We start from the raw sequence: 26,575 nt of genomic DNA, 5'->3' as shown, positions 1-26,575 counted from the left end.
GCCTAGGTACAGCAGTTGGGGTCCAAGGCCGCGCACAGTGCCTGCAAGGCATCCGGGCGGACCTGGTGAAACATATTCATCCCGCGGCGATGCGACAGCACCAGTCCGGCTTTGCGCAGCTGGGTCAGGTGGTGACTCACGGTGGATTCGCTCAGACCCAGCACCGTGGCCAACTCGCCAGAACTCTCCTCCCCGGCGCTCGCGCCGAACAGGTGGGACACGATCTTGACCCGTACCGGGTCCGCCAATGCCTTGAGCCGCAGCGCGATCTCCAGCGCATCCGCGTCCGTCATGGCGCCCGCCGCAACCGGCGCGCAGCACACCGGGGCGGTCGTGTCGATCACCGGCAGTGCTTTGGGCATGCCGCTCATTCTGGCAGGTTTATTGACATATGTCGAAGACGTCGGCATGCTGACACCGGATCGATGATTCGACATATGTCGCACAACCCGGAGGTGGTTGCCATGTCCCGCATTCAACTCGCACTCAACGTGGACGACCTCGACGCCGCCATCGCGTTCTATTCCGCGCTTTTCAATGCCCAGCCGGCCAAGATCAAGCCGGGCTATGCCAATTTCGCGATCAGCGACCCCCCACTCAAGTTGGTGCTGATGCAGAATCCGGGCCACGGCGGCACCCTGAACCACCTCGGCATCGAAGTGACGTCAAGCAGTGTCGTCCACGCCGAGATCGCTCGCCTGCAGGCCGCCGATCTGTTCACCGAGAAGCAGATGGGAACCACCTGCTGCTTTGCCACCCAGGACAAGGTCTGGGTCAGCGGCCCCGATCAAGAACGCTGGGAGGTCTACACCAAGATCGCCGACACCGATTCGGCCGACGCGCCGGCTACCTGCTGCTGATGGGCGACAACAGCACAGCTACAAGACTTTCCACGCTGGACCGCCTGCTGCCGGTCTGGATCGGGCTCGCCATGGCCACCGGCCTGGCCTTGGGACGGATGATCCCCAGCCTGGGCGCCGGCCTCACCTCGGTGCAGATCGACGGGATCTCGCTCCCGATCGCCGCCGGGCTGCTGATCATGATGTATCCGGTGCTGGCCAAGGTGCGCTACGACCGGCTCGACACCGTCACCTCCGACCGGCGACTGCTGCTCAGCTCGCTGCTGCTCAACTGGATTATTGGACCGGCGGTGATGTTCGTCCTGGCCTGGCTGCTGCTGGCCGACCTGCCTGAATACCGCACCGGGCTGATCATCGTCGGGCTGGCGCGCTGCATCGCCATGGTCATCATCTGGAACGACCTGGCTTGCGGCGATCGCGAAGCCGCCGCCGTTCTCGTCGCGCTCAACTCGGTGTTCCAGGTCGCGATGTTCGCAGTCCTGGGCTGGTTCTATCTTTCGGTGTTGCCGGGCTGGCTTGGACTGCCGCAGAGCAGTATCGAGATCTCCCCGTCGCAGATCGGCAAATCGGTGGCGATCTTCCTGGGCATTCCGCTGGCCCTCGGCTACCTGTCCCGCCGCGTGGGCGAACGCACCAGGGGCCGCGACTGGTATGAACACAAGTTCCTGCCGCGGATCGGGCCGTGGGCACTGTATGGATTGCTCTTGACGATCGTGATTCTCTTTGCGCTGCAAGGTGATCGGATCACCCATGAGCCGCTCGACGTGCTCCGCATCTCGATCCCGCTACTCGCCTATTTCGCCATCATGTGGGGTGGCGGTTATGCGCTGGGCGCCGCACTCGGTCTCGGTTATGCGCGCACCACCACCTTGGCCTTCACCGCGGCAGGCAACAATTTCGAACTGGCTATCGCAGTGGCCGTCGCTACCTGGGGAGCGACCAGCGGACAGGCCCTGGCCGGGGTCGTCGGTCCCCTGATCGAAGTGCCCGTGCTGGTCGGTTTGGTCTATGCGTCACTGGCGCTGCAATCACGCTTCTCCGCGCCCACCCGACCCAGTGTGTTGTTCGTCTGCGTGCACAACGCCGGTCGCTCGCAGATGGCCGCCGCGCTGTTGAGCCACCTCGCCGGCGACCGCATCGAAGTTCGTTCCGCCGGGACCGAGCCGGCTGACCAGATCAACCCTGGCGCCGTGGCGGCGATGGCCGAGATCGGTATCGATCTCACCGGCGCCACGCCCAAAGTCCTCACCGCCGACACGGTTCAGACCAGTGATGTCGTCATCACCATGGGTTGCGGAGATTCTTGCCCCCACTTCCCCGGCGTGATCTATCGAGACTGGAAGCTCGATGACCCTGCCGGACAGCCCATCGACGCCGTCAGGGGCATCCGTGACGACATCGCCGCCCGGGTCCACGCCTTGGTCGACGAACTGCTTCCCTCGGTCGCGTCACCTCAGGCGACGGCTCCGGCACCGCGGCTGGCCCGATAAGCCGCTACACATCCCAGCGCGGCGAGCACAGCGAAGATCGCGAACAGCCAGCGGGCCGCGGGCTGACCGGCGCTCATCGCGGTGTTGACCACCAGACCGGCGAAGCCCGCCCCGAACGCCCCGCCGATCAACTGGACGGTGTTGATGGCCGCCGCGGCGGTACCCCCCTCGGCGGGATCGTCGACGCAGCTCATCGCCCACGCCGACAGGTGCGGCCAGCCCGCGCCCACGCCGATGCCCACCACCAGCAGCGCCACCGCCCAGATCGCGGCCACCGCCGTCGGGTTGTAGTGGTTCATCCGGGTGAACGCGACCACCGCCAGCCCTGCCGACATCACCAGCGGTGCGCTGATCACCAACCCGATGACCACCCGCACCTTGCTCACCGAGGCGCTGGCGATCTCGCTGAATGTCCAGCCCGTCGACAGCGCTGCGCCCAGAAAACCCGCCATCACAGGCGCGAGGTGGGCCAGGCGCTGACCCAGCAACGGGATGTACAGATTGGCCTTCGTGGTGGCCATCAACAGGCCCAGGGTCAGGTATATCCACTTCGCACGGCCGGGATGGAATGCGCTGGGCGGCAACACCGCGGACTGCGAGCGCCGATCCACCACCAGAAACACCATCAGCAGAATCCCGCCGACGAGCAACAGACTGGTGGCCCCGAGCAGGCTGCGCGGTAATTGCGCCACGCTCACCGCCAGCGCCGCGCCGCCCAGCAACAGCAGCGACCGCAGCGGGAATGTCGTCGGCTCACCCCGGTGCCCGCTGCTGCCGGCCGTCAGCACCACACTGACCGCCACGGCCATCGCGACGGTCAGCAACGCCATCACGATGAAGGCCCACCGCCAGATCCCGAACTGGGCGAACAGGCCGCCGGCCGCCGGCCCGACCAGGGTGCCGATCCCCCACATGGCCGACACCAGCCCCGAGGCCCGAGTCCACAACCAGCTGGGCAGTACCGCGTTGATCAGCGCATAGCCCAGCCCGGCCAGCAGTCCACCGCCCATGCCCTGCAGGGTGCGGCCGACCAGCAGAACTTCCATCTGGGGCGCCAGCGCACACACCACCGCACCCGCGCCGAAGGCCAGCAGGCCCACAAGATAGGCCGACCGGGAGCCCAGTCGAGTCAGGACCGCGTTGGCCGCCGCCGCCGCGAGCACCGATCCGACGAGATACAGAGTTGTCACCCAGGCGTAGAACCGCTCCCCGCCGATGTCATTGATGGTGCTGGGCAGCAGGCTGATGGTCAGCAACTCATTGGTGGCATACAGCGCGACACCGCCGGCCAGCACCGCCGAAGTGCCCAAATACCGCTTGCCGAGCAGCTCACGCCAGCTGCCCGTGTCATGCAGGGTCACTTGATCCCGGCCGCGTCCATGCCCCGCAATTCCTTCTTGAGGTCGGCGATCTCGTCGCGAATCCGGGCCGCCAGTTCGAACTGCAGGTCGCGCGCCGCGTTCATCATCTGCTCAGTGAGGTCCTTGACCAGGTCGGCGAGCTCGGCGCGGGGCATGTTGCTGGTGTCACGGCCCTCGATGATCCCGGCGCTGACCGATCGGCCTGGCTCGCCCTGGGCACGCCGCCCACGCGAGGCATTGCGACCCGACCCCGCGACCTCTACGGCTTCGGTGTCCTCCACCTCGCGGTAGACCTGGTCGAGGATGTCGGCGATCTTCTTGCGGAGCGGCTGCGGGTCGATGCCGTGCTCCTCGTTGTAGGCGACTTGCTTGGCCCGCCGCCGTTCGGTCTCGTCGATGGCCTCGCGCATCGAGTCGGTGATCTTGTCGGCATACATGTGGACCTCGCCCGAGACATTGCGGGCAGCGCGGCCGATGGTCTGGATCAGGCTGCGAGTGGAGCGCAGGAAACCCTCCTTGTCCGCATCCAGGATCGCAACCAGCGACACCTCCGGCAGATCGAGGCCCTCGCGCAGCAGGTTGATGCCGATCAGCACGTCGTACTCCCCCAGCCGCAGCTGCCGCAGCAGCTCGACCCGGCGCAGGGTGTCGACCTCGGAGTGCAGATAACGCACCCGGATGCCCATCTCCAGCAGGTAGTCGGTGAGGTCTTCGGCCATCTTCTTGGTGAGCGTGGTGACCAGCACCCGCTCGTCGGCCTCGGTGCGCTGCCGGATCTCGGCGATGAGGTCATCGATCTGGCCCTTGGTCGGCTTGACCACCACCTTGGGATCGACCAGGCCGGTAGGGCGGATCACCTGCTCGACGAACTCCCCGCCGGCCTGGCTGAGCTCGTAGGGGCCCGGGGTGGCCGACATGTAGACCGTCTGGCCGATCCGGTCGGCGAACTCCTCCCAGGTCAACGGCCTGTTGTCGCACGCCGATGGCAACCGGAAGCCGAACTCGACCAGATTGCGTTTGCGCGACATGTCGCCCTCGTACATGCCGCCGATCTGCGGCACGGTGACGTGCGACTCGTCGATGATCAGTAGGAAATCCTCGGGGAAGTAGTCGATCAGCGTGGCTGGCGCCGTGCCGGCGCCGCGACCGTCGATGTGGCGCGAATAGTTCTCGATCCCCGAGCAGAAACCGACCTGACGCATCATCTCGATGTCGTAGTTCGTGCGCATCCGCAGCCGCTGGGCCTCCAGCAGCTTGCCGTGGCGCTCCAGTTCGTCGAGCCGGGCCGCCAACTCCTCTTCGATGGTGGAGATGGCCTGGGTCATCCGGTCTGGACCGGCGACGTAGTGGGTGGCCGGGAAGATGCGCAGCGAATCGACTTTGCGGACCACGTCCCCGGTCAGCGGGTGCAGGTAGTACAGCGCCTCGATCTCGTCGCCGAAGTACTCGATGCGCACCGCCAGCTCCTCGTAGGAGGGGATGATCTCGACGGTGTCGCCGCGCACCCGGAACGATCCACGGGTGAACGACATGTCGTTACGGGTGTACTGCACGTCGACCAGCAGGCGCAACAGGGCATCGCGCGGCACCTCCGCACCGACCTGCAGCTCGACGGAGCGGTCCAGGTAGGACTGCGGGGTGCCCAGACCGTAGATGCAGGACACCGACGCCACCACCACGACGTCACGCCGGGACAGCAGGCTGGAAGTCGCCGAATGGCGCAGCCGCTCCACGTCGTCGTTGATGGAGCTGTCCTTCTCGATGTAGGTGTCGGTCTGCGCGATATAGGCTTCCGGCTGGTAATAGTCGTAGTACGAGACGAAGTATTCGACGGCATTGTGCGGCAGCATCTCTCGCAGCTCATTGGCCAGCTGCGCGGCCAACGTCTTATTGGGAGCCATCAGCAGGGTGGGCCGCTGTAGCCGTTCGATCAGCCAGGCTGCGGTGGCCGACTTCCCGGTACCGGTGGCACCCAGCAGCACCACGTCCTTCTCCCCGGAGGTGATGCGGCGCTCCAGGTCGGCAATGGCGGCCGGCTGGTCACCGGCCGGCTGGAATTCACTGACCACCTCGAACCGGCCGCCGGCGCGCACGACGCCCTCGACGGCGTCAGCGGCAGGCCGGTACTCCGAATGCGCGACGATGGGGTGTTCCGTTGCGAAGGCCACGGAAACCAGAGTAAGCGCGGCCGCCGACAGTGCGGTCAGGGCAGAAGGGCATCGCGGTGCACGCACCAAAGGAAGAGACCTTTGATCTGGTCGGCCACACCAACACCGACCCCAAAGGGGTGGTGCGCGCCGTCGACATCTACACGGTGCAGCCCTGGGGCCTCTATCTGGCCCGGCCCACCCCCGGCCGCGCGCAGTTCCACTATCTGCAGTCCTGGCTGCTGCCGTCGCTGGGACTCCGCGCAACCGTGTTCCACTTCAACCCGGGCCATGAGCGCGACCAGGACTTCTATCTGGACGTCGGCGAATACACCGCGGGCCCACAGCTCTGGCATGCACGCGACCACTACCTGGATCTGGTGGTCCGCACCGGATCCGGCGTAGAGCTCGCCGACACCGACGAGCTGGTGGCCGCCGTCGCCGAGGGCCTGCTGACCAGGCACGACGCCGAGCAGGCGGTGTTGCGTGCGGTGGCCGCCGTCGACGGCCTGGCACGGCACGGCTACGACCTACAGCGGTGGCTCGGCGATCAGGGCATGCAGCTGAGCTGGCCGGTCGGCGACGGATTCACCGGGACGCCACCGGCATCTCAGTAGACCCAGGGAGCGGGCAATGCCCGCAGGTAGTTTCGGTGATCGCGCTAAACTCCGCTGATATGAACGCCACACTGCGAATCGGTGTCGCCGCAGCGACCACCGCGGCCCTGTTCGGCAGCGGTCAGCTGATCCCAGCCCCGGCGGCAGCCGATGACAACGACAACACCACCGAGCTGCACAACGTCACCTACATCGCGAAGGTCGACGCCTGGTCGAGCGGCAACGTCGTCACCTTCATGCGCAACGACTACGAGACCGCCAGCGCAGACCTCGACGCGTTCGGCACTCCGTTCGAGGCCAACACCGTGATGTCTGACCCCAGCAAGGCCGGCATGGTGATCCGGCTGCGCTTCCCGACCACCGCGACCGTGCACTGCGAGATCAAGGTCGACGAGGTCACCACGGTCAAGAGTGAGCGGTTCGTCAACACCTGGGGCAATACCAATGACCCCCATACCGGCGCGATGCTGTGCGGCGCGCTGATCAGCAGCATGGCCTGACCGGCCAGGTCCGCTAGGGACGCCACCCGGTGTCGTCGGCCCAGGCCCACGCCTGCCGATAGGCGGCGTCGAACCAGGGCTCCTTGACCTGCGCGTAGGCCTCGATACCGCCGTCGATACCCGCGCGCTCGGCGTCACGCTTGACCGCCAGGTACTGGGCCCGGGCGGCAGGGTCGGCGGAAAGCCAGGCCGGAAACAGCAGCGCGAACTGCTGATTGGGCCACCCCTCGACTCGGATGTGCACGTTGGTGGCCCGCCCCGGATCGGCGGAGGCGTGAATACGCTTCTGCCATAACGCCGGATCTCCCACGTGATCGAATTCGGCTGCGGTGCTGCGCGCGTCGGGCTTGCCGTTGTCAGCGGTGATCGCCTCCACCGCGGGATAGCCGGCGCGCAGCAGGGAATCGGCGAGTTCGTCGGCCATCGCCAGGGAGGCGACCGTGACCTGGACGTCGATGACGTCTTTGGCGTCCATCCCGGTCACCGCTGTGGAGCCGATGTGATCCACCCGGACCGCCCGGTGCCCGCACGCGGTGCGCAGCCGGGCGAGGATGCGTTGCGCCTGATCCGGCCAGGTCGGGTCGGCCGGCTTGACGCGCGTCGGGGAGGGCACCGTCTGGCGGGTGATCAGATTGTGTGCGAACGGCTTGATGCGCCGGTGCCACAGCTCCAGTGCCTGTTCTGCCAGCTGTTCGGGGTCCCCCGAGTTGTCCAGCCAGACATCGGCGACGTCGCGACGCTGCGGCTCGGTGGCCTGCGCGGCGATCCTAGCCCGCGCATCCTCCTCCGACATGCCACGGTACTGGAGGAGTCGGGCTACTCGTGTCTCTACGTCCGCGTGCACCACGACCACCAGCGGGAACAGCGGGGCCATCTGTGATTCGACCAGAAGCGGGATGTCCTCCACGATCACCGCCTCGTCACCGGCTTCGGCGATCAGCTCCGACCGGCGGTGCGCCACCAGGGGATGGACGATGCCATTGAGGATCGCTCGCTTGTCGTCGTCACTGAAGGCGATCGCCGCCAGCGCCGGACGATCCAAAGCTCCGTCGGAAAGCAGGATGCCCGGCCCGAAGGCCTCGACCAATTTGGCGAGGCCTTCGGTACCGGGCTCCACAACTTCACGGGCGATGACGTCACCGTCAACGATGACACCACCGTGGTGGCTGAAGGTAGCCGACACCGTCGACTTACCGGCGCCGATACCGCCGGTCAGACCGATACGCAGCATCTGCGCCCCTTCAACCCGCTTGAGCGCGAGTTAAGCGCTGTTACCGGCGAGCTTCTCCCGCAGAGCGGCGAGCTGCTCGTCGCTGGCCAACGAACCGCCGGCCGGAGCCTCGTCGCGGTGCGAACCGTTGGCACCCGAGCGCGGCTCCGCGTGCTCGGCAGCGGCGAACTTCTCCATCTGCGTGGTGTGCATCTTGTGCCGGCGCTCGGCCTCGGCGTAGCGGGCCTCCCACTCGGTGCGCTGCTTGTCGAAACCTTCGATCCACTCGTTGGTGTCGGCGTCGAAGCCCTCGGGGAAGATGTAGTTGCCCTGCTCGTCGTAGCTGTCGGCCATGCCGTACTTCGAGGGGTCGAACTCCTCGGTGTAGTCCTCGTTGGCCTGCTTGAGGCTCAGCGAGATCCGGCGACGGTCCAGGTCGATGTCGATGACCTTGACCATGGCGTCGTCGCCGACCGCGACCACCTGGTCCGGGACCTCGACGTGGTGCTCAGCCAGCTCGGAGATGTGCACCAGACCCTCGATGCCCTCCTCGACGCGGACGAACGCACCGAACGGCACCAGCTTGGTGACCTTGCCCGGGACGATCTGACCGATCGCGTGGGTACGGGCGAAGTGCCGCCACGGGTCTTCCTGAGTGGCCTTGAGCGACAGCGAAACCCGCTCGCGGTCCATGTCGACGTCGAGCACCTCGACGGTGACCTCGTCGCCCACCTGAACCACCTCGGACGGGTGGTCGATGTGCTTCCAGGACAGCTCGGAGACGTGCACCAGGCCGTCCACGCCGCCCAGGTCGACGAAGGCGCCGAAGTTGACGATCGAGGACACGACACCCTTGCGGACGGCGCCCTTCTGCAGCTGGTTGAGGAACTCGCTGCGCACCTCGGACTGGGTCTGCTCCAGCCAAGCGCGACGCGACAGCACCACGTTGTTGCGGTTCTTGTCCAGCTCGATGATCTTGGCTTCGATCTCTTTGCCGATGTAGGGCTGCAGGTCGCGGACCCGGCGCATCTCCACCAGCGAGGCCGGCAGGAAGCCGCGCAGCCCGATGTCGAGGATCAGGCCGCCCTTGACGACCTCGATGACGGTGCCCTTGACGGCCTCGTCCTTCTCCTTGAGCTCCTCGATGGTGCCCCAAGCGCGCTCGTACTGGGCGCGCTTCTTGGACAGGATCAGCCGACCCTCTTTGTCCTCTTTGGTCAGGACCAGAGCTTCGACCTCATCGCCGACGGACACCACCTCGTGGGGGTCGACGTCGTGCTTGATGGACAGTTCGCGGGAGGGGATGACCCCTTCGGTCTTGTAACCGATGTCGAGCAGGACCTCGTCCCGGTCAACCTTGACGATCGTCCCTTCTACGATGTCGCCATCGTTGAAGTACTTGATCGTCTTGTCGATAGCGGCGAGAAAGTCCTCGGCCGAGCCAATGTCGTTGATGGCTACTTGCGGCGAGGTGATGGTGGGACTTGGCATGTGTTGGGTTGCTCCGGACATTGTGGCGTAGTAGGGACGGGTGATGTCACGCATGCTGAACACGCGGTAGCACACGATCTCGGTCTGGGACTAGTCGCGGACTACCAGTTGAGGCTACTCGACGCGTTGCACGCTGGACAAACCGGTGGCTACGCTCGCTCGCTATGCCTCAGATGCGGAACCGGCGGAAAGTCGGAGCGCCGCTCATCGTCATTGTCCTGCTCGCCATTCTCACGACGTTCCTGTTGCTGTTGTTCACCGCGGCCAACCCGGGCGGAACCCTGACCGCTCTGGTGCTGGCGAGCATGTCGATGCTGGTGGTGCTGCTGTGCTACCGGTGGCTGGATCGCTGGGAGCCCGAGCCGCGCCGCCTGCTGCAACTGGCATTCCTCTGGGGTGCATCGGTGGCCGTGGTGCTGGCCGTGGGCCTGGAGACCTTCGGGTCGTCGGTGGCCAACATTCGCCCGCTGGTGTCGAAGACCTTCGACATGGCCGCCATCCAGGCACCGTTCATCGAGGAGGCCGCCAAGGGCCTTTTCCTGCTGATCATGCTGACCGGACGCCGACGCCTCGCGCTCAACTCGATGACCGACTGCATGGTCTACGCGGGCATCGTTGCGGTGGGATTCGCCTGGATGGAAGACATCGTCTATATCGCCCCTGCCGACTCACCGGCGAAGATGGCCGCAGTGGCGATCGCCCGGCTGATCTTCGGCCCCTTCGCCCACCCGCTGTTCACCACGATGACCGGGATCGGGGTGTTCTTCGCACTGCGCCGCCATGGGTTCTGGTCGAAGGCATTCGTGATTCTGCTCGGCTACCTGGGGGCGGTGGCGCTGCACGCCTCCTGGAATGCCTCCCTGGCAGTTGGTGGTGGGCAGTTGTTCCTGGTGACGTACCTGTTCTGGCTGGTGCCGGTGTTCCTGCTGATGGTGTTGCTGGCCATGCTCAGCCGTCGACACGAACAGCAGCTGGTAGCGACCAAACTGCCCGCCATGGTGGCCGGCGGGCTGATCAGCGCCAACGAGGCGACCTGGCTCGGATCGATCCGGACCCGCAAGCACGCCATCCGCGAGGCCACCCGCATCGGCGGCCGACCCGCCGGCCGGGCCGTGAAGAAATTCGCCGTCCAGGTGGTGCGGCTGGCGTTCATCCGGGACCGCATCGATCGCGGCTTCGGCGATCCCGAGGTGTTCGCGGAACAGCACGAGGACGCCTACGGGGTGGTGGCTGCCCGTGCCGCGGCGCCGGTGCTCTACACCATGGCCGGGTATCACTCTCCCCTGCCGGTGCGGCGCTAGCGTTCTGCGTTGACTCTGCGGTCAGGGCGACGACACGCCGCGACACGTTGCCGTGAGCGCAGAGTCAACGAGCTTGTGCTCGGTCAGTGCGCGGCAGCGTCCCAGCTGCGCCCATAGCCCACCGCGACCTCCAGCGGGACGCTGAGCGGGTAAGCGCTGCCCATCTTGTCGCGCACCAGGGCCTCCAGCGGCTCGCGCTCCCCTTCGGCCACCTCGAACAGCAATTCGTCGTGCACCTGCAGCAACATCCGCGACCGCAGATCCGAAGCCTTGAGCGCGGTGTCGACGTTGATCATGGCCACCTTGATGATGTCGGCCGCGCTGCCCTGGATCGGGGCGTTGAGCGCGGCCCGCTCGGCGGACTCACGGACCTGGCGGTTGCTGCTGTCCAGCTCCGGCAGGTAGCGCCGCCGACCCAGCACCGTCGAGGTGTAGCCGTCCTTGCGGGCCTGCTCGACCACCTCGTGCAGATAGTCGCGCACCCGGCCGAAGCGGTCGAAGTAGGCGTCCATCTGCTCTTTGGCCTCTTCGGTGGAGATCTTCAGTTGGGAGGCCAGTCCGTAAGCGCTCAACCCGTAGGCCAGGCCGTAGGACATCGCCTTGACCCGGCGGCGCATGTCCGGGGTCACCTCGTCGATGGGCACCGAGAACGCCCGCGACCCGACGAACGAGTGCAGGTCCTCACCGGTGTTGAACGCCTCGATGAGGCCGGCGTCGGCCGACAGATGCGCCATGATGCGCATCTCGATCTGGCTGTAGTCCACCGTCATCAGCTCGGGGAAGCCCTCACCGACCACGAAGGCGTCGCGGATCTGGCGGCCGGCGTCGGTGCGGATCGGGATGTTCTGCAGGTTGGGGTCGGTAGAAGAAAGCCTGCCAGTCGCAGCGATGGTCTGGTTCAGCGTGGTGTGGATGCGCCCGTCGGAGGCCACCGATTTCAGCAGGCCGTCGACCGTCACCTTCAGCCGCGTCACGTCGCGGTGGGTCAGCAGGTGCTCCAGGAACGGATGCCCGGTCTTGTCGAACAGGGTCTGCAGGGCGTCGGCGTCGGTGGTGTAGCCGGTCTTGGTCTTCTTGGTCTTGGGCATGCCCAGCTCGTCGAAGAGCACCACCTGCAGCTGTTTGGGCGATCCGAGGTTGATCTGCTTACCGATCACCGCGTAGGCCGCCTCCGCGGCGTCGCGGATCTGGTCGCCGAACCGGCTCTGCAGCTGATTCAGGTGGCCGAGGTCGACACCGATCCCGGCGTCCTCCAACTCGGCCAACACCCGCTGCAGGGGCAGTTCGATGTCGGAGAGCAGACCGGCGGAGTCGATCCGGTCCAGTTCGAGGTCCAGGGCGTCGGCCAGATCATTGACCGCCCTGGCCCGTAGGATCGCCGTCTGCGCGGCTTGGTCGTCGATGCCCTCGGTGTCATCGAGCAGCGAAAGCTGTTGTTGTTCATCGGATTCAGCGCGCAGTTCCCGCCGGAGGTAGCGCACCGAGAGATCATCGAGGCTGAAGCTGCGCTGGCCGGGACGCACCAGGTAAGCGGCGAGTGCGGTGTCACTGGTGACACCCTCCAAGACCCAGCCGCGCCCGGCCAGATCATGGATGGCCAGCTTGGCCTCATGCAATGCCTTCGGTTTGGTCGGGTCGGCAAGCCAGGTCCCCAGCGCGGCATCGTCCTCGGCGGTCAGGGCTGCGGTGTCGATATAGCCGCCCTCCCCGTCGGCCGAGGCCAGCGCCAGCGCGGTGGCATCACTGTCGAAGCTGCGGTGGGTGCCGATCACGGCCAGTCCGGTGCGGCGCACGTCGGAGGCATGCTCGGTCAGCCAGCCCGCGACCGTCCCTGGTTCCAGTGCGCCGCCGCGCACCTCGAAGCCCTCTTCGGCCTCGGCCACCGTGCCGCCGGCTGTGGACAGTGTCTCGAACAGTCGATCCCGCAGCACCCGGAACTCGAGGTCGTCGAACAGCTGGTGAATCTGCTCGCGGTCCCAAGGCACCAGCCGCAGGGTGTCCGGGGTCTGCGCCAACGGCACGTTACGCACCAAGTCCGTGAGCTCACGGTTGAGGATCACGGTGGACAGGTTGGCGCGCAACGCATCTCCGACCTTGCCCTTGACGGTGTCGACATGGTCGACCAGTCCCTGCAGCGAGCCGTATTCGGTGATCCACTTCGAGGCGGTCTTCTCCCCCACTCCTGGGATGCCCGGCAGGTTGTCGCTGGGGTCACCGCGCAGCGCCGCGAAATCCGGGTACTGCACCGGCGTCAGGCCGTATTTCTCGACGACGGCCTCGGGGGTGAATCGGGTCAGATCGCTGACACCCTTGCGGGGGTAGAGCACGGTCACGTTCTCGTTGACCAGTTGCAGGGCATCGCGGTCACCGGTGACCACCAATACCCGATAGCCCTCGGCGTCGGCCTGGGTGGCCAGCGTGGCGATCAGGTCATCGGCCTCGAAACCGGGCTCCGACAGCGTGGTGATACCCAGCGCCGCCAGCACCTCCTTGGTGATGTCGATCTGGCCGCGAAACTCATCGGGAGTCGCCGAGCGGGTGGCCTTGTACTCCGGGAAACGCTCGGAACGGAAGGTCTGCCGGGATACGTCGAACGCGGCGGCCACGTGCGTGGGGGCCTCGTCGCGCAGCAGATTGATCAGCATCGCGGTGAACCCGTAGACGGCGTTGGTGGTCAGGCCGCTGCGTGTCTTGAAGTTCTCCGCCGGTAGCGCATAGAACGCGCGGTACGCCAGCGAGTTTCCGTCGAGAAGCAGCAGCGTCGGTTTGGTCTGACTCACGGGGACAACTCTATGCACTGCCGCGGACATCAAGTCAGCGGTCGCTCCTCGGAGACGTCGTACTCGGCGATCGCCGCTGAGAGAATCACGGCGGCCTGCTCGTCGCTGGGCCCGCTGCCGCGGAACGCTTCCAACGCGGCCCGCGATTCCCAACGTTCGAAGATGTCGACGCGACTCGGGTCGAGAAGGTCCGCGGTGATCGCGAAGTCCAGGCAGCCCGGTGCGCGGCGAGCCTGACGCACGACGTCGCTGCACTGGTGCAGGTAGCCGTCCCGCTGACCGGGATCCACCGCCAGATGGCCCGCGACGATCACCATTGCCGAACCCCTCTGCTTCCGCGTCTGACCTCGCCACCATAGGTCGGAGCACCCGACGGCCCGGTGACTGGAACACGTTTCAATTTCACCGCCGACGTTGGGTACGCTGACCGGGTGCCAGATGTAGCCTCGCAGCCCGCGATCGACGGGTGGTTCGCCACCGACGACGCCGGCCTCCCCCACCTGATCGGCGCGAAGTGTCCCCAGTGCGGCACCTACGTGTTCCCGCCGCGGGAGAACAACTGCCCCAATCCCGCCTGCGACGGCGACGTGTTGGAGCCGGTCGCGCTGTCGCGGCGCGGCACGATCTGGAGCTACACCGAGAACCGGTACTCACCGCCGGCCCCGTACCCGCCCAGCGACCCGTTCGAGCCGTTCGCGATCGCCGCGGTGGAGCTGGCCGATGAGGGTCTGATCGTGCTGGGCAAGGTGGTCGAGGGCACCCTGGCCGCGGACTTGAAGGTCGGCATGGAGATGGAACTGACCACCATGCCGCTCTACACCGACGGCGACGGCGTGACGCGCACCGTCTACGCGTGGAAGAGGGTGGACTCCAATGGCTGAGCCGCTGTACATCCTGGGTGCAGGCATGCACCCGTGGGGCAAGTGGGGCCGCGACTTCACCGAGTACGGGGTGGTCGCCGCCCGTGCCGCGCTGGCCGACGCCGGCCTGAACGCGCAGCAGATTCAGTTCATCGCCGGCGCGGACACCATCCGCAACGGCTACCCGGGCTTCATCGCCGGTTCGACGTTCGCCCAGAAACTGGGCTGGAACGGGGTTCCGGTGTCGTCGAGCTACGCCGCATGTGCCTCCGGTTCGCAGGCCCTGCAGAGCGCCCGCGCCCAGATCCTGGCCGGGTTCTGCGATGTCGCGCTGGTGATCGGCGCCGACACCACCCCCAAGGGCGCGTTCGCCCCGGTCGGCGGTGAGCGCAAGAACGACCCGGACTGGCAGCGGTTCCACCTGATCGGCGCGATGAACCCGGTGTATTTCGCGCTGCTGGCGCGCCGCCGGATGGACCTCTACGGCGCCACCTCCGAGGACTTCGCCCAGGTCAAGGTGAAGAACTCTCGCCACGGCCTGTCCAACCCGAATGCGCGCTACCGCAAGGAGTCCGCGGTCGCCGATGTGCTGGCCAGCCCGGTGGTCTCCGACCCGCTGCGCCAGCTCGACATCTGCGCCACCTCCGACGGTGCCGCGGCGTTGATCGTGGCCAGCGCGGAGTTCGCCCGCAAGCACCTGGGTTCCCTCGACGGTGTGCCGTCGGTGCGCGCGGTGTCCACCGTGACCCCCCGCTACCCGCAGCACCTGCCCGAACTGCCGGACATCGCAACGGATTCCACCGCTGTGGTGGCGGCCCCCGAGCGGGTGTTCAAGGATCAGATCCTGGACGCCGCCTACGCCGAGGCCGGAATCGGCCCGGAGGACGTCAGCCTGGCCGAGGTCTACGACCTGTCCACCGCGCTGGAGATCGACTGGTACGAGCACCTGGGTCTGTGCCCCAAGGGCGAGGGCGAGCAGCTGCTGCGCAGCGGCGCCACCACCCTCGGTGGCCGGGTGCCAGTGAACCCGTCCGGCGGATTGGCCTGCTTCGGCGAGGCCATCCCGGCGCAGGCCATTGCCCAGGTGTGCGAATTGACCTGGCAGCTGCGCGGTCAGGCCACCGGCCGGCAGGTCGAAGGCGCCACCGTGGGTGTGACAGCCAACCAGGGCCTGTTCGGGCACGGCTCGTCGGTGATCGTCGCCCGCTGATTCCTCACGCGCGATGACCGAAACCGTCGTCGTCAAGGTCAAACCCGGCAGCCGCAAAGGGCCGCTGGTGGAGACCGACGATGATGGCGCGCTGACCGTCTACGTGCGCGAACAAGCAGTGGATGGCAAGGCGAACGCCGCCGTCATCCGAGTGCTGGCTGGGCATTTCGGGGTTCCGCGCAGCCGAGTGGAGCTGGCATCCGGCGCGGGTGCGCGGGTCAAGCGTTTCCGGATCGATCGGTAGGCGGCAGCGTCAGACCGAACCGATGGGGCGCAGCACGCCACGTCGGCTCAACTCGGCGAGCACCACCTGAGCCTGCAATTCGACGCGGTCCATGCACGCCACCCGAGCCGCCTCCGGGTCACGCTGGTGGATGGCTGCGGCTTCAGCCTCGTAACTCGGCAGGAACTCCGCGTGGTCGTTGACGTAGCTTCCCCAGAACCCGCGCGGCATGAACACCCGTGAGGAGCTGATAGCCGCCTGCAATGGCGGGCCGGCATATTCTTCGACGATGATTCGGCGGAATCCGGTTGCCACGACGTAAAACCCGGCTGGCTCGGTGCTGGTGCGCAATTCTCTCAGCGCTGCATCCAGTTCGGCGAGCACACGCGGAGTTGGACTCGCGGCCGCTCGCGCCGACGGAATCGCATTCAATGTTCCATGCAACTCGTGCTGCTCACGAACAACCGCCTCGTCGAACCGCGAGACGAAAACACCGCGGTGATAGCGGCTGACGAGCATCCCCTGGCATTCGAGTTGATCCAGAGCCTGCTGAACCGGCAGCCGACTGACCCCCACCGCTCGCGCTATCGCATCGCGGTTGATCCGGTCGTCGGTGCGCAACTCTCCGGCCAACACCAGGTCGACGATGTAGTTGACGACCAGATCTTTCTCTTTGAACCCGTATTTCTTCGGCATCTCGGGGCCTAGCCAGAAGCCTCGTCTGACGCCTCCCCCGACGAGTCGGTTTGTGAGAGTAACGATTCCAAAGCAGCACGGTTGATTCGGCGAAACGCTCGCTTGGGTCGATTGGCATCCAAAATGGCGACCTCCAAGGTGCCCGGTCCCAGCTCACGCGGCTCGGCGCCGTTGCCGCTGTCGGTTTGTCGGAGAGCATTGACCGCGATGTGCAGCGCATCGGCCAGCTCCGCGTTCTCGGCGTAGGACTCCTTGAGCGCATTGGCCACCGGCTCGGTGGTGCCACCCATCACCACGAAGTGCGGTTCGTCGGTGATCGAACCGTCGTAGGTGATCCGATACAGCTCAGGCGCTTTCGTCTGCCCCTGGTAGGCGACGCCGGCAACGCACAACTCCACCTCATAGGGCTTGGCCTGCTCGGTGAAGATGGTGCCCAGGGTCTGGGCGTAGATGTTGGCCAGCTGGCGTGCGGTGACGTCACGCCGGTCATAGGCATAGCCACGTGTGTCGGCGAACTGAATTCCGCCGCGGCGCAGATTCTCGAACTCATTGATCCGGCCTGCCGCAGCAAAACCCACCCGGTCATAGAGCTCGCTGATCTTCTGCAAAGAGCGCGAAGGGTTTTCGGCGACGAACAACACACCGTCGGCGTACGCCAGTGCCACCACACTGCGGCCTCGTGCAATACCTTTGCGGGCGAGTTCGCTGCGCTCCCGCATCGCCTGCTCGGGGGAGATGAAATACGGGAAACTCATTTCTTACCCCGCTTGGTCTCCGGCACCGGGTTCCCTCCACGCGTGCGACTCTCGACCACGGCACGGGCCAGTTCGGCGATCCGCTCCTCGGTGATTTCGACGGCCCCGTCGCTGTCGATGGTGACCGCGGTCGGGTAGATGCCCCGCACCAAATCCGGTCCACCCGTGGCGGAGTCGTCATCGGCGGCGTCATAGAGCGCCTCGATCGCCACCCGCAGGGCGGAATCGGCGTCGTTGATCTGACTGTAGAGCTTCTTGATGGACGACTTGGCAAACAGGGAGCCCGAGCCCACCGCCTGATAGCCCTCGCTCTCGACATTCCACCCACCGGCGGCATCGAACGACACGATGCGCCCCGCGGTCTGCGGGTCGTCGGCGTCGATGTCGTAACCGGCCAACAGCGGCAACGCGACCAGGCCCTGCATCGCGGCCCCCAGGTTGCCCCGCACCATGGTCGAGAGCCGGTTGACCTTGCCAGCGAACGTCAGCGGCACGCCTTCGAGCTTCTCGTAGTGCTCCAGCTCCACCGCGTAGAGCCGCGCGAACTCGACGGCGATCGCCGCGGTGCCCGCAATGCCGGTCGCGGTGTACTCGTCGGTGACATACACCTTCTGCACATCGCGGCCGGCGATCATGTTGCCCTGCGTGGAGCGCCGGTCGCCGGCGATCAGGACCCCGCCCGGGTACTTCAAGGCCACGATGGTGGTGCCGTGCGGCAATTGGTCGCCAGGACCGACGGGATTCCCGGCGCCCGTCGGCAACAGTTCGGGTGCCTGCAGCCGCAGGAATTCCGAGAACGACGACAGGCCTACGCCGGTGAGCGCGATTCCGGGAGATGCTGAGTTGAGGGGCAGACGATCACGCGACATCCAGGTCACTGGCCGCCCTTTTGGACGTATGCGCGCACGAAGTCCTCGGCGTTCTCCTCCAGCACATCATCGATCTCGTCGAGCAGGTCGTCGGTCTCCTCGGTGAGCTTCTCCCGGCGTTCCTGGCCCGCCGCAGTGCTGCCGGTGAGATCGTCGTCGTCTCCGCCGCCCCCGCCGCGCTTGGTCTGCTCCTGAGCCATTGCTGCCTCCTGAATCTCATCGACCGCGCATGACCGCGGCCGGTTTCTCCCACCCTACCGGTCAGCGCCGATGTTGCTCGGGGTCTAGGTGGTGAGTTGTTGTACCAGTTCGGCGGCACTGTCCACCGAGTCCAGCAGCGCTCCGACGTGGGCCTTGCTGCCGCGCAGTGGCTCCAGGGTGGGAATCCGCACCAGCGAGTCCCCGCCCAGATCAAAGATGACCGAGTCCCAGCTCGCCGCGGCGATGTCGGCGCCGAATCGGCGCAGGCATTCACCGCGAAAGTAGGCGCGGGTGTCGGTCGGCGGGTTGTGGACCGCGGCCAGCACCTGTTGTTCGGTGATCAGTCGGCGCATGGAGCCGCGCGCCACCAACCGGTTGTACAGACCCTTGTCCAGCCGCACGTCGGAATACTGCAAGTCGATCAGGTGCAGCCGGGGCGCTGACCAGCTGAGGTTCTCCCGCTGCCGGAAGCCCTCCAGCAGACGCAGCTTGGCCGGCCAGTCCAGCAGGTCGGCGCACTCCATCGGGTCGCGCTCCAGCTGGTCGAGGACCCTGGCCCAGGTCTCGATGATGTCGGTGGCCCGTGGATCCGGCTCCCGGGCCTCGACCAGTCTTGTCACCCGTTCGAGGTAGATCCTTTGCAGCGCAAGGCCGGTCATCTCGCGGCCGTCGGCGAGCGCGACGGTGGCGCGCAGAGTCGGGTCACGGCTGATGACGTGCACCGCGCGCACCGGCCGCGCCAACACCAGATCGCTCAGGTCGATCCCGTGCGCGGCGCCCTCCTCGATCAGGTCGAGCACCAGCGCGGTGGTGCCCACCTTGAGATACGTCGACGTCTCAGCGAGGTTGGCGTCCCCGATGATCACGTGCAGCCGGCGGTATTTGTCGGCGTCGGCGTGAGGTTCGTCGCGGGTGTTGATGATGCCGCGCTTCAGCGTGGTTTCCAGGCCGACCTCGACTTCGATGTAGTCGGCACGCTGCGACAGCTGAAAACCCGGCTCATCGCCGGCCGCGCCCAGCCCGACGCGGCCCGAGCCGGTGACCACCTGTCGCGACACCAGAAACGGGGTCAGCCCCGCGATGATCGCCGAGAACGGCGTCTGGCGACTCATCAGGTAGTTCTCGTGGGTGCCGTAGGAGGCGCCCTTGTTGTCGATGTTGTTCTTGTAGAGCTGCAGCTTGGCCGCGCCGGGCACACTGGCCACATAGCGGGCGGCGGCCTCCATCACGCGCTCACCGGCCTTGTCCCAGATGACCGCGTCGAGGGGGTCGGTGACCTCGGGCGCGGAGTATTCGGGGTGAGCGTGGTCGACGTAGAGCCGTGCCCCGTTGGTGAGGATCATGTTCGCGGCGCCGACCTCATCGGCGTCGATGATCGGCGGTGGCCCCGACGAGCGGCTCAGGTCGAAGCCACGGGCGTCACGCAGCGGCGATTCCACCTCATAGTCCCAGCGGGTGCGCTTGGCACGCGGGATCCCCGCAGCGGCCGCATAGGCCAACACCGCCTGGGTTGAGGTCAGGATCGGATTGGCGGTCGGATCCGACGGCGAAGCGATCCCGTATTCGACTTCGGTCCCGATGATCCGCTGCATGAGGTTCAGCCTAAAGGGGTGACGGAACGAGGCCTGCAGAGGTGTTGACGTCGCCCAGGTCGGTGGCTAATTTCACTCAATGCCCGCCGAGCAGACCCGCCAGCAGACCACCGGAGTAGCCGGGAAGCGCTACGGAGAGGTACTGCTCGTCGAAATCGGCCCGTCCGGCCCGCAGGCAAGCGTCTACAACTCGTTCCCGCTCAACGACTGCCCCGCGCAGCCGTGGTCCGCCCTGGACGCGCAGACCATCGCAACCGAGAATGGTGCGGCCGCCGCTCTGCTCAACGGTCCGCGCTACTGGCTGATGAACACCATCGAGAAGGCACCGCAAGGCCCACGCGAGACCAAGACCTTCGGCGGCATCGAGATGATCAAGCAGGCCCAGGTGGCGCTGTCGTCGATGAATCCCGCGCCGTACACCGTCAATGAGGTGAGCCGTCACTCCATCTTCGTCTTCGACGCCGGCGAGGAGATCTACGAGCTGATCGACCCCGAGGGGCAGCATTGGGTGATGCAGACCTGGAGTCAGGTGGCGGACCCGAGCCTGTCCCGGGCCGACCTGGCCGGACTGGCCGGTCGCCTCAAGCTCCCATCGGGTTGGACCTACCAGGCGCGCGTGCTGACCAGCCCGCTGCGGGTGGACACCACTACCGAGGTCGCCCGCGTGTTGCAGGACGACCTGACGAACAGCTACTCGCTGCAGTCCAGCTAGCGCTACAGGTACTGCCCCAGGTTGGACTCGGTGTCGATGGCCCGGCTGGCGCTGGAGCTCTTGCCGGTGACCAGGGTGCGGATGTAAACGATCCGCTCCCCCTTCTTGCCCGAGATCCGCGCCCAGTCATCGGGGTTGGTGGTGTTGGGCAGGTCCTCGTTCTCGGCGAACTCGTCGACGATCGAGTCCAGCAGGTGCTGGATGCGCAGGCCCGGTTGACCGGTCTCCAGCACCGCCTTGATGGCGTTCTTCTTCGCCCGGTCGACGACGTTCTGGATCATCGCCCCGGAGTTGAAGTCCTTGAAGTACATGACTTCCTTGTCACCGTTGGCATAGGTGACCTCCAGGAACCGGTTGTCGTCGATCTCGGCGTACATCCGGTCCACGACCTTCTCGATCATCGCCTTGATGCAGGCCGCCCGGTCTCCCCCGAACTCGGCGAGGTCCTCGGCGTGCACCGGCAGCGTCTCGACCAAGTACTTGGAGAAGATGTCTTGTGCCGCTTCGGCATCCGGACGTTCGATCTTGATCTTCACGTCCAGCCGGCCGGGCCGCAGGATCGCCGGGTCGATCATGTCCTCACGGTTGGAGGCGCCGATCACGATGACGTTCTCCAGCCCCTCCACGCCGTCGATCTCACTGAGCAGCTGGGGCACGACCGTGGTCTCCACGTCGGAGGAGACGCCGGTGCCACGCGTGCGGAAGATCGAATCCATTTCGTCGAAGAACACGATGACCGGGGTGCCTTCGGAGGCCTTCTCGCGGGCACGCTGGAAGATCAGCCGAATGTGGCGTTCGGTCTCTCCGACGAACTTGTTCAGCAGCTCGGGGCCCTTGATGTTGAGGAAGTAGGACTTCGCCTCGTGGGCATCGTCACCGCGCACCTCGGCCATCTTCTTGGCCAGCGAATTGGCCACCGCCTTGGCGATCAGCGTCTTACCACAGCCGGGCGGGCCGTAGAGCAGCACACCTTTCGGCGGACGCAGCGCGTATTCGCGGTAGAGGTCCTTGTGCAGGAAGGGCAGCTCGACGGCGTCGCGGATCTGCTCGATCTGGCGGGTCAGGCCGCCGATGTCGCCGTAGCTGACGTCGGGGACCTCCTCAAGCACCAGGTCTTCGACCTCGGCCTTGGGAATGCGCTCGAAGGCGTAGCCGGCCTTGGTGTCGACCAGCAACGAGTCACCGGGCCGCAGCTTGCGGGGACGCCAGTCATCCGACAGCGCGTCGGGGTTGCTGTCCGGCAGGTCCGCGGCGACCAGCGGCTCAGCCAGCCAGACGATGCGCTCCTCATCGGCGTGCCCCACAACCAGCGCGCGGTGCCCGTCGGACAGGATTTCGCGCAACGTGGATATTTCGCCGACCGACTCGAAATTGCCGACTTCGACCACCGTCAGCGCCTCATTGAGCCGGACCGTCTGGCCCTTCTTCAGCGTGGCGATCTCGATGTTCGGCGAGATGTTGAGTCGCATCCGGCGGCCCGAGGTGAACACGTCGACCGTGTCGTCGTCGTTAGCGCCCAACAGCACGCCGTAACCACTCGGCGGCTGGCCCAGACGATCGACCTCCTCACGCAACGCCAACAACTGCTGGCGCGCCTCTTTGAGGGTGTCCATCAGTTTGGAGTTTCGCGTGGTCAGCGAGTCAATCTGCGATTCGAGCTGACGCACGTCTCGGCCCACTCGGGTGGTGTCCTGGGGGGTGTTGTCGAGCTGTGCGCGCAGCAGCGCGGCCTCGCGGCGAAGTTCCTCCAACTCAGCGAAACCCTCGCCGGATGTGTGCGCCCCCCCGGACGCGCCGAAACCCTCAGGACGCGGCGACTCTCCCATGGTGCTCATGGTGCGCTCCTTTCCCGAACTGGAAGTTGAAGCGACGGATGCCTCAACGCTACCGGCCATTGTCCATTCGCGGGTGGAGAGACAATCCGACACACCGGCTGCGCTGTTAGCCTCGCTGTCACATCGAGCAGTCGAAAGGACCTCCATGACTATGAAATCCCTCGCCACGGCTATGGCGGCGGTGGCAGCCATCGGCACCGCAGCCTCCGCTGTGAGCTACCTGACAGCACCGGTCACTGCCGCTGCGGAAGTGCCGACGACGGTGTTCTTCGCACCGCTGCCCTTAGACCCGGCCGCCGCTGTGCCTGCTCCGGAGCAGCTGGCCAGCGTGCTCAACACGCTGGCCGACCCGGGTGTGCCCGCCGCCGGAAAGTCCGACCTCGTCGAGGGTGGTCTCGGGCCGGCGGAGAGCGGTGTCATTGACCACAAGCTGCAGAAGGCGCTCAAGAAGGGTGCACTGCCGCTGTCGATCAGCGTGGCCAATGTCGTACCCACGGGCCCCGGCGCGGCCAGCGCGGACATCACCGCGTCGAGCCCGAAGCTGGAGCCGCACACGGTGAATCTGACGTTCGTCGACCAGGGCGGCTGGAAGCTGTCCCGGGCCTCGCTGCTCTCGTTGTCGCAGCTGACGTCGGGCTGATCGCAGACCCCATGTGTTACCGCCGCATCGCCCGCACCGCCACCGCCACGGCTGTGGTGGTGTGGGCGATCTCGGGCTGTACCGGCCACCAGGAGACGGTGCCGGCAGCAGAGGTTCCCGCGATCTCGACGACGGCGACTGTCTCGGTGCCGTCGTCGCCGCTGCCCGGGCCCGAAGTGCTGACCGATGTGCTCTACCGGTTAGCGGACCCTGAGGTTCCCGGCACCGACAAGGTGGCCCTCATCGAAGGCGCCAAACCCACCGACGCCGAAACCATCGACAAGTTCGCCACCGCACTCCGAGACGGCGGGTATCTGCCGCTCAATCTCGATGCCGCCGCGATCAGCTGGGCGGATCGCTCCCCCGGCAACGTGACCGTCGATGTCCGAGTGACCACGGCCAATCCGGACGCCGGGGAGTTCTTCTTCCCCATGGAGTTCGCACCCAAGGACGGCAACTGGCAGCTGTCGCAGGCGACAGCCAAGAGCCTGCTGGCCTTCGGCAAAGCCCAGACCGGCAGCAGCACCGCCGAGCCCGCGCCACCGACGCCCTAGCCCGGGCGGCCCGCGTCGAGCGTCACCGAAACGTACGTTAACTTCGTAGGGCAAATTCCGCGCGCCGCCGTCAACTGCGGCGCATACTCCGAACATGCCCATCGAGCAACGGCTGATCGTCAGCGTTGTTGACGAGATACCGGATTCCATACCGATCATCACCTATCAGCGTGACGATCACTCGTGTAGCGGGGCGTGGTCACGCCCGAAGGTGCCAGCGCTGGTCTTCTCCGACAACTCCCACGACGGGTCGGCGGTGGCCTACCACCACGGCGTACTCGGCGGCACGCAGACGCCGGTACAGCTGGTGTTCTGGGGAGGCTGGTGGAACGGCGCGGGTTCGGCTCAGCGCGGTCTGATCGAGTCCCGCACTCAGTCGCTGCTGGCGAGTCGATATTTCAGTGAGCTGGCGCAGTATTACATCGCCGGCGCCCCGACCTGGCGAGGCTCGGTCACGGTGATCTCCCCCGCTCCGCCGTTGGGTGCCGTGGATTCCACCGCGACGATGCGGAAGGTACTGGGGTTGATCGAGGACTCCATCGACGACGGCGTGTTCCCCGATCCCGACGACGGCCCGCGGATCGCTTTCATCGTGTTGATGCCGCAGGGCTTTACGGTGGCCGGCGGCGCCGTTGCGGGCGCGCACTCCACGGACTACACGTTCGATTTCCCGTTCGACACCGATCGGTACTGGGCGGGCTGGGTGCGCTACTTCGACCCGGCGACCGAGGACATCGAGCTGACGATGTCGACGTTGGGCCACGAGTTGGTGGAAATCCTGACCGATCCCGAGGCAGACGGGTGGCGGCGGGAACCGCTGGACAGCAACTGCGAGATCTGCGACTGGAGCAATTCGACGGTCAGCGGCGGCCAGGTGCGGCAACGCGCCTGGGTCAACGACGTTCGTGTGCAGTCGTACTGGTCGGTCCGGCACGGGGCCACCATCATCCCGATCGACGACGACTACGGCGCGCAGATCGAGGCGAAGGTGTCCGAGACCAGCCGGCGCGAGGTGGCGCGGGGAACTCTGGTGACCGACCCCGCGGTCCGCCGTGCCTGCGCGACCATACCGGCCTGCTGCATCGCCGATGACCACTACGAGTACGTGTTGTACTCGGTGTCCGAGACCGCTCGGATTCGGCTGAACTGGACCCGGTACCGCACGCCCCGAGCCAGTTGGAGCATCCGCGGAATCGCCGTATCCGGTTCTGGCACCGTGCAAGTGACGGTTCCAGTGGACGGCTACAACGGCCAGAACCCGGTGACGGCGGTGCGGCGAGTGAGCGTGGGCTACACCGCAACGGACACCGTGTTGGATCTAACGGTGACCGATCCGGGCGGCAACTTCGATCTGCCGGTGAGCTGCAGCGTGACCGATGCGTCGATCGTGGGGAACGTGGCGACGAACGTGATCGCCACACCCAGTATCGTCGTCGGATTCGTCGGTGCGGAACTGATCGCCGACGCGAACTATCTGGCCGCGCTGAGCCGGTGCTACACGGCGATGCTGGACAAATACAAGGTCCAATACGAGCCGATGGGACGGCCAGGCCCAGGCGACCCGATCAAGTACGACCCGACGGTGCTCAACATCGGACTACCGGCCTATGCCGGCCTGACCGGACACCAGCAGCTTCAGGAGACCGGCAAGGTGATCCGCGCCGCGGCCTATCTGCTCGACACCGACGATGCCTATGCCTTTGTCGGGCACCTTGTTCGATCGCAGCCGGCGTTGGTGCGCGCCCTGCAGACGCGCACCGAAAAAGACGTGGTGGCCACGCTGCTCACCAGGACGTCCTAACCCGCTACGGCCGTCCCCGTTTTTTCCCCAGCCGCGTCGGGGTGACGGTGTCCGGCGCCAGCCGGCGAGCGCAGACCAGGAATGCGGTGTGGCCGCGCATCGCGTGCTGGGGCCGCACCGCCAAGCCGACGACGTTCCAGCCGCGCTGCATGGTCTCCCAGGACCGCGGCTCGGTCCAGCACTGCTGCTCCCGCAGCGCCTCGTTCACCTGGGACAACTGGGTGACGGTGGCGACGTAGATCACCAGCACGCCGCCGGGCACCAGGACCCGCGACACGGTGCCCAGCACATCCCAAGGCGCCAGCATGTCCAGCACCACCCGATCGATCGACCCGTCGGGCAGGTCGCAGTCGGCCACATCACCCATCACCAACTGCCAGTTGTCGGGCTGTTCCCCGAGGAAGGTCTCGACGTTGGCGCGGGCGTGCACGGCGTGGTCGTCGCGCAGCTCGTAGGAGATCACCTTGCCCTCCGGCCCGACCGCCCGCAGCAGCGACAACGTCAGGGCCCCCGACCCTGCCCCGGCCTCGAGCACTCGGGCCCCGGGGAAGATGTCGCCCTCGTGGATGATCTGCGCCGAGTCCTTGGGGTAGATCACCTGCGCACCGCGCGGCATCGACATCACGTAGTCGACCAGCAGCGGCCGCAGCACCAGGAACGGGTCGCCGTTGGCGGATTTGACCACGCTGCCGTCGGGCAGCCCGATCACCTGATCGTGCGGAATGGCCCCGCGATGGGTGTGGAAGTCTCCGCCAGGAACCAGCACCGTGGTGTAACGGCGCCCCTTGGCGTCGGTGAACTGGGCCCGATCGCCCGCCTGAAAGATCCCGGATTCGGACACAGGCGTCCACCCTACGCAGCGTGTTCGAG

General features: G+C 66.3%; 26 protein-coding genes. 12 read left to right on the top strand and 14 right to left on the bottom strand.

The genetic code is table 11. From position 1 onward, the window contains the following. Nucleotides 1-2: 2 nt before the first annotated feature. On the bottom strand, nt 3-362 hold the full coding sequence (locus G6N09_RS17040) for an Rv2640c family ArsR-like transcriptional regulator (RefSeq protein WP_083025265.1): 360 nt from the start codon (nt 360-362) through the stop codon (nt 3-5). Between the two features lie 102 nt (nt 363-464). On the opposite strand from G6N09_RS17040, the gene G6N09_RS17035 reads away from it, so the two are divergent. Both G6N09_RS17035 and arsB read left to right on the top strand, forming a co-directional pair. Continuing rightward, nucleotides 465-860 carry an ArsI/CadI family heavy metal resistance metalloenzyme gene (locus G6N09_RS17035; protein WP_083025278.1) on the top strand — a complete coding sequence of 132 codons (396 nt, stop codon included), beginning with the start codon at nt 465-467 and terminating at the stop codon, nt 858-860. Then, nucleotides 860-2,350 (top strand): ACR3 family arsenite efflux transporter, encoded by a 1,491-nt coding sequence (arsB, locus tag G6N09_RS17030; protein ID WP_083025055.1) that lies wholly within the window; start codon nt 860-862, stop codon nt 2,348-2,350. Before G6N09_RS17035 ends, arsB begins: the two co-directional genes overlap by 1 nt. Here the strand turns inward: arsB and G6N09_RS17025 are convergent. Together G6N09_RS17025 and uvrB are read right to left on the bottom strand one after the other, a co-directional pair. Continuing rightward, the gene (locus G6N09_RS17025; RefSeq protein WP_165756576.1) at nt 2,314-3,711 is read right to left on the bottom strand and encodes an MFS transporter; all 1,398 of its coding nucleotides are present in this window, start codon (nt 3,709-3,711) and stop codon (nt 2,314-2,316) included. The two genes, arsB and G6N09_RS17025, sit on opposite strands and share 37 nt — an antisense overlap. Beyond that, complete coding sequence (uvrB, locus tag G6N09_RS17020) at nt 3,708-5,879, bottom strand: excinuclease ABC subunit UvrB (protein WP_083025058.1); 2,172 nt, start codon at nt 5,877-5,879, stop codon at nt 3,708-3,710. The genes G6N09_RS17025 and uvrB overlap by 4 nt, the downstream gene beginning before the upstream one ends. 56 nt (nt 5,880-5,935) lie before the next feature. Between uvrB and G6N09_RS17015 the strand changes: the two genes are divergently transcribed. Both G6N09_RS17015 and G6N09_RS17010 read left to right on the top strand, forming a co-directional pair. Further along, nucleotides 5,936-6,475, top strand: a complete 540-nt coding sequence (locus tag G6N09_RS17015; protein WP_083025282.1) for a ribonuclease FAU-1 family protein — start codon at nt 5,936-5,938, stop codon at nt 6,473-6,475. A 59-nt stretch (nt 6,476-6,534) separates the two neighbouring features. Further along, a complete protein-coding gene (locus tag G6N09_RS17010; protein ID WP_083025060.1) occupies nt 6,535-6,975 on the top strand; it encodes a hypothetical protein in 441 nt (146 codons plus the stop codon). A 13-nt stretch (nt 6,976-6,988) separates the two neighbouring features. On the opposite strand, the gene coaE is transcribed toward G6N09_RS17010, so the two are convergent. Both coaE and rpsA read right to left on the bottom strand, forming a co-directional pair. Further along, entirely contained in the window at nt 6,989-8,206 is a 1,218-nt protein-coding gene (coaE, locus tag G6N09_RS17005) for a dephospho-CoA kinase (protein ID WP_083025061.1), read from the bottom strand. Between the two features lie 30 nt (nt 8,207-8,236). Then, nucleotides 8,237-9,676 (bottom strand): 30S ribosomal protein S1, encoded by a 1,440-nt coding sequence (rpsA, locus tag G6N09_RS17000; RefSeq protein ID WP_083025285.1) that lies wholly within the window; start codon nt 9,674-9,676, stop codon nt 8,237-8,239. A 173-nt stretch (nt 9,677-9,849) separates the two neighbouring features. Between rpsA and G6N09_RS16995 the strand changes: the two genes are divergently transcribed. Continuing rightward, on the top strand, nt 9,850-10,977 hold the full coding sequence (locus G6N09_RS16995) for a PrsW family intramembrane metalloprotease (protein WP_083025063.1): 1,128 nt from the start codon (nt 9,850-9,852) through the stop codon (nt 10,975-10,977). A gap of 83 nt (nt 10,978-11,060) precedes the next feature. Here the strand turns inward: G6N09_RS16995 and polA are convergent, their stop codons facing one another. Beyond that, nucleotides 11,061-13,757 (bottom strand): DNA polymerase I, encoded by a 2,697-nt coding sequence (gene polA, locus G6N09_RS16990; RefSeq protein ID WP_234806976.1) that lies wholly within the window; start codon nt 13,755-13,757, stop codon nt 11,061-11,063. Between the two features lie 29 nt (nt 13,758-13,786). Beyond that, nucleotides 13,787-14,074, bottom strand: coding sequence for a putative quinol monooxygenase (locus G6N09_RS16985; RefSeq protein WP_083025066.1), 288 nt, complete (start codon nt 14,072-14,074; stop codon nt 13,787-13,789). Nucleotides 14,075-14,188: 114 nt separating this feature from the next. Between G6N09_RS16985 and G6N09_RS16980 the strand changes: the two genes are divergently transcribed. The 3 genes from G6N09_RS16980 to G6N09_RS16970 are packed head-to-tail and all read left to right on the top strand — an operon-like array spanning nt 14,189 to nt 16,071. Continuing rightward, complete coding sequence (locus G6N09_RS16980; protein WP_083025287.1) at nt 14,189-14,638, top strand: Zn-ribbon domain-containing OB-fold protein; 450 nt, start codon at nt 14,189-14,191, stop codon at nt 14,636-14,638. Next, nucleotides 14,631-15,827, top strand: a complete 1,197-nt coding sequence (locus G6N09_RS16975) for a lipid-transfer protein (protein ID WP_083025068.1) — start codon at nt 14,631-14,633, stop codon at nt 15,825-15,827. Before G6N09_RS16980 ends, G6N09_RS16975 begins: the two co-directional genes overlap by 8 nt. 13 nt (nt 15,828-15,840) lie before the next feature. Beyond that, a complete protein-coding gene (locus G6N09_RS16970) occupies nt 15,841-16,071 on the top strand; it encodes a DUF167 domain-containing protein (RefSeq protein ID WP_083025071.1) in 231 nt (76 codons plus the stop codon). A 9-nt stretch (nt 16,072-16,080) separates the two neighbouring features. Here the strand turns inward: G6N09_RS16970 and G6N09_RS16965 are convergent, their stop codons facing one another. The 5 genes from G6N09_RS16965 to dop all read right to left on the bottom strand — a co-directional run bounded on the left by G6N09_RS16965 (nt 16,081) and on the right by dop (nt 20,163). Then, on the bottom strand, nt 16,081-16,746 hold the full coding sequence (locus G6N09_RS16965; RefSeq protein ID WP_083025074.1) for a GntR family transcriptional regulator: 666 nt from the start codon (nt 16,744-16,746) through the stop codon (nt 16,081-16,083). Between the two features lie 8 nt (nt 16,747-16,754). Then, nucleotides 16,755-17,501, bottom strand: coding sequence for a proteasome subunit alpha (gene prcA, locus G6N09_RS16960; protein ID WP_083025076.1), 747 nt, complete (start codon nt 17,499-17,501; stop codon nt 16,755-16,757). Continuing rightward, nucleotides 17,498-18,379, bottom strand: coding sequence for a proteasome subunit beta (gene prcB / locus G6N09_RS16955; protein WP_083025079.1), 882 nt, complete (start codon nt 18,377-18,379; stop codon nt 17,498-17,500). Before prcB ends, prcA begins: the two co-directional genes overlap by 4 nt. After that, nucleotides 18,376-18,570, bottom strand: coding sequence for a ubiquitin-like protein Pup (locus G6N09_RS16950; protein ID WP_068917438.1), 195 nt, complete (start codon nt 18,568-18,570; stop codon nt 18,376-18,378). The genes prcB and G6N09_RS16950 overlap by 4 nt, the downstream gene beginning before the upstream one ends. Before the next feature lie 84 nt (nt 18,571-18,654). Beyond that, nucleotides 18,655-20,163 (bottom strand): depupylase/deamidase Dop, encoded by a 1,509-nt coding sequence (gene dop, locus G6N09_RS16945; RefSeq protein WP_083025081.1) that lies wholly within the window; start codon nt 20,161-20,163, stop codon nt 18,655-18,657. Between the two features lie 79 nt (nt 20,164-20,242). Here dop and G6N09_RS16940 point away from each other — a divergent pair, with 79 nt between their 5' ends. Further along, entirely contained in the window at nt 20,243-20,875 is a 633-nt protein-coding gene (locus tag G6N09_RS16940; protein WP_083025082.1) for a hypothetical protein, read from the top strand. A 2-nt stretch (nt 20,876-20,877) separates the two neighbouring features. Here G6N09_RS16940 and arc read toward each other — a convergent pair whose 3' ends face one another. Next, nucleotides 20,878-22,701 carry a proteasome ATPase gene (gene arc / locus G6N09_RS16935; protein WP_083025289.1) on the bottom strand — a complete coding sequence of 608 codons (1,824 nt, stop codon included), beginning with the start codon at nt 22,699-22,701 and terminating at the stop codon, nt 20,878-20,880. Between the two features lie 154 nt (nt 22,702-22,855). Between arc and G6N09_RS16930 the strand changes: the two genes are divergently transcribed. From G6N09_RS16930 to G6N09_RS16920, 3 genes are all read left to right on the top strand, one after another. Next, the gene (locus G6N09_RS16930) at nt 22,856-23,350 is read left to right on the top strand and encodes an MTB12 family secreted protein (RefSeq protein ID WP_083025085.1); all 495 of its coding nucleotides are present in this window, start codon (nt 22,856-22,858) and stop codon (nt 23,348-23,350) included. Between the two features lie 11 nt (nt 23,351-23,361). Further along, on the top strand, nt 23,362-23,904 hold the full coding sequence (locus tag G6N09_RS16925) for a lipoprotein LppK (RefSeq protein ID WP_083025086.1): 543 nt from the start codon (nt 23,362-23,364) through the stop codon (nt 23,902-23,904). Between the two features lie 94 nt (nt 23,905-23,998). Next, the gene (locus G6N09_RS16920; RefSeq protein WP_083025087.1) at nt 23,999-25,705 is read left to right on the top strand and encodes a hypothetical protein; all 1,707 of its coding nucleotides are present in this window, start codon (nt 23,999-24,001) and stop codon (nt 25,703-25,705) included. Between the two features lie 4 nt (nt 25,706-25,709). Here G6N09_RS16920 and G6N09_RS16915 read toward each other — a convergent pair whose 3' ends face one another. Then, entirely contained in the window at nt 25,710-26,546 is an 837-nt protein-coding gene (locus tag G6N09_RS16915; protein ID WP_083025088.1) for a tRNA (adenine-N1)-methyltransferase, read from the bottom strand. Between the last annotated feature and the right edge of the window lie 29 nt (nt 26,547-26,575).

Origin of the sequence: Mycolicibacter minnesotensis (genome assembly GCF_010731755.1) — a bacterium.
Classification (GTDB): Bacteria; Actinomycetota; Actinomycetes; order Mycobacteriales; family Mycobacteriaceae; genus Mycobacterium; species Mycobacterium minnesotense.
This window is presented reverse-complemented; position numbering and strand designations above follow the sequence as displayed.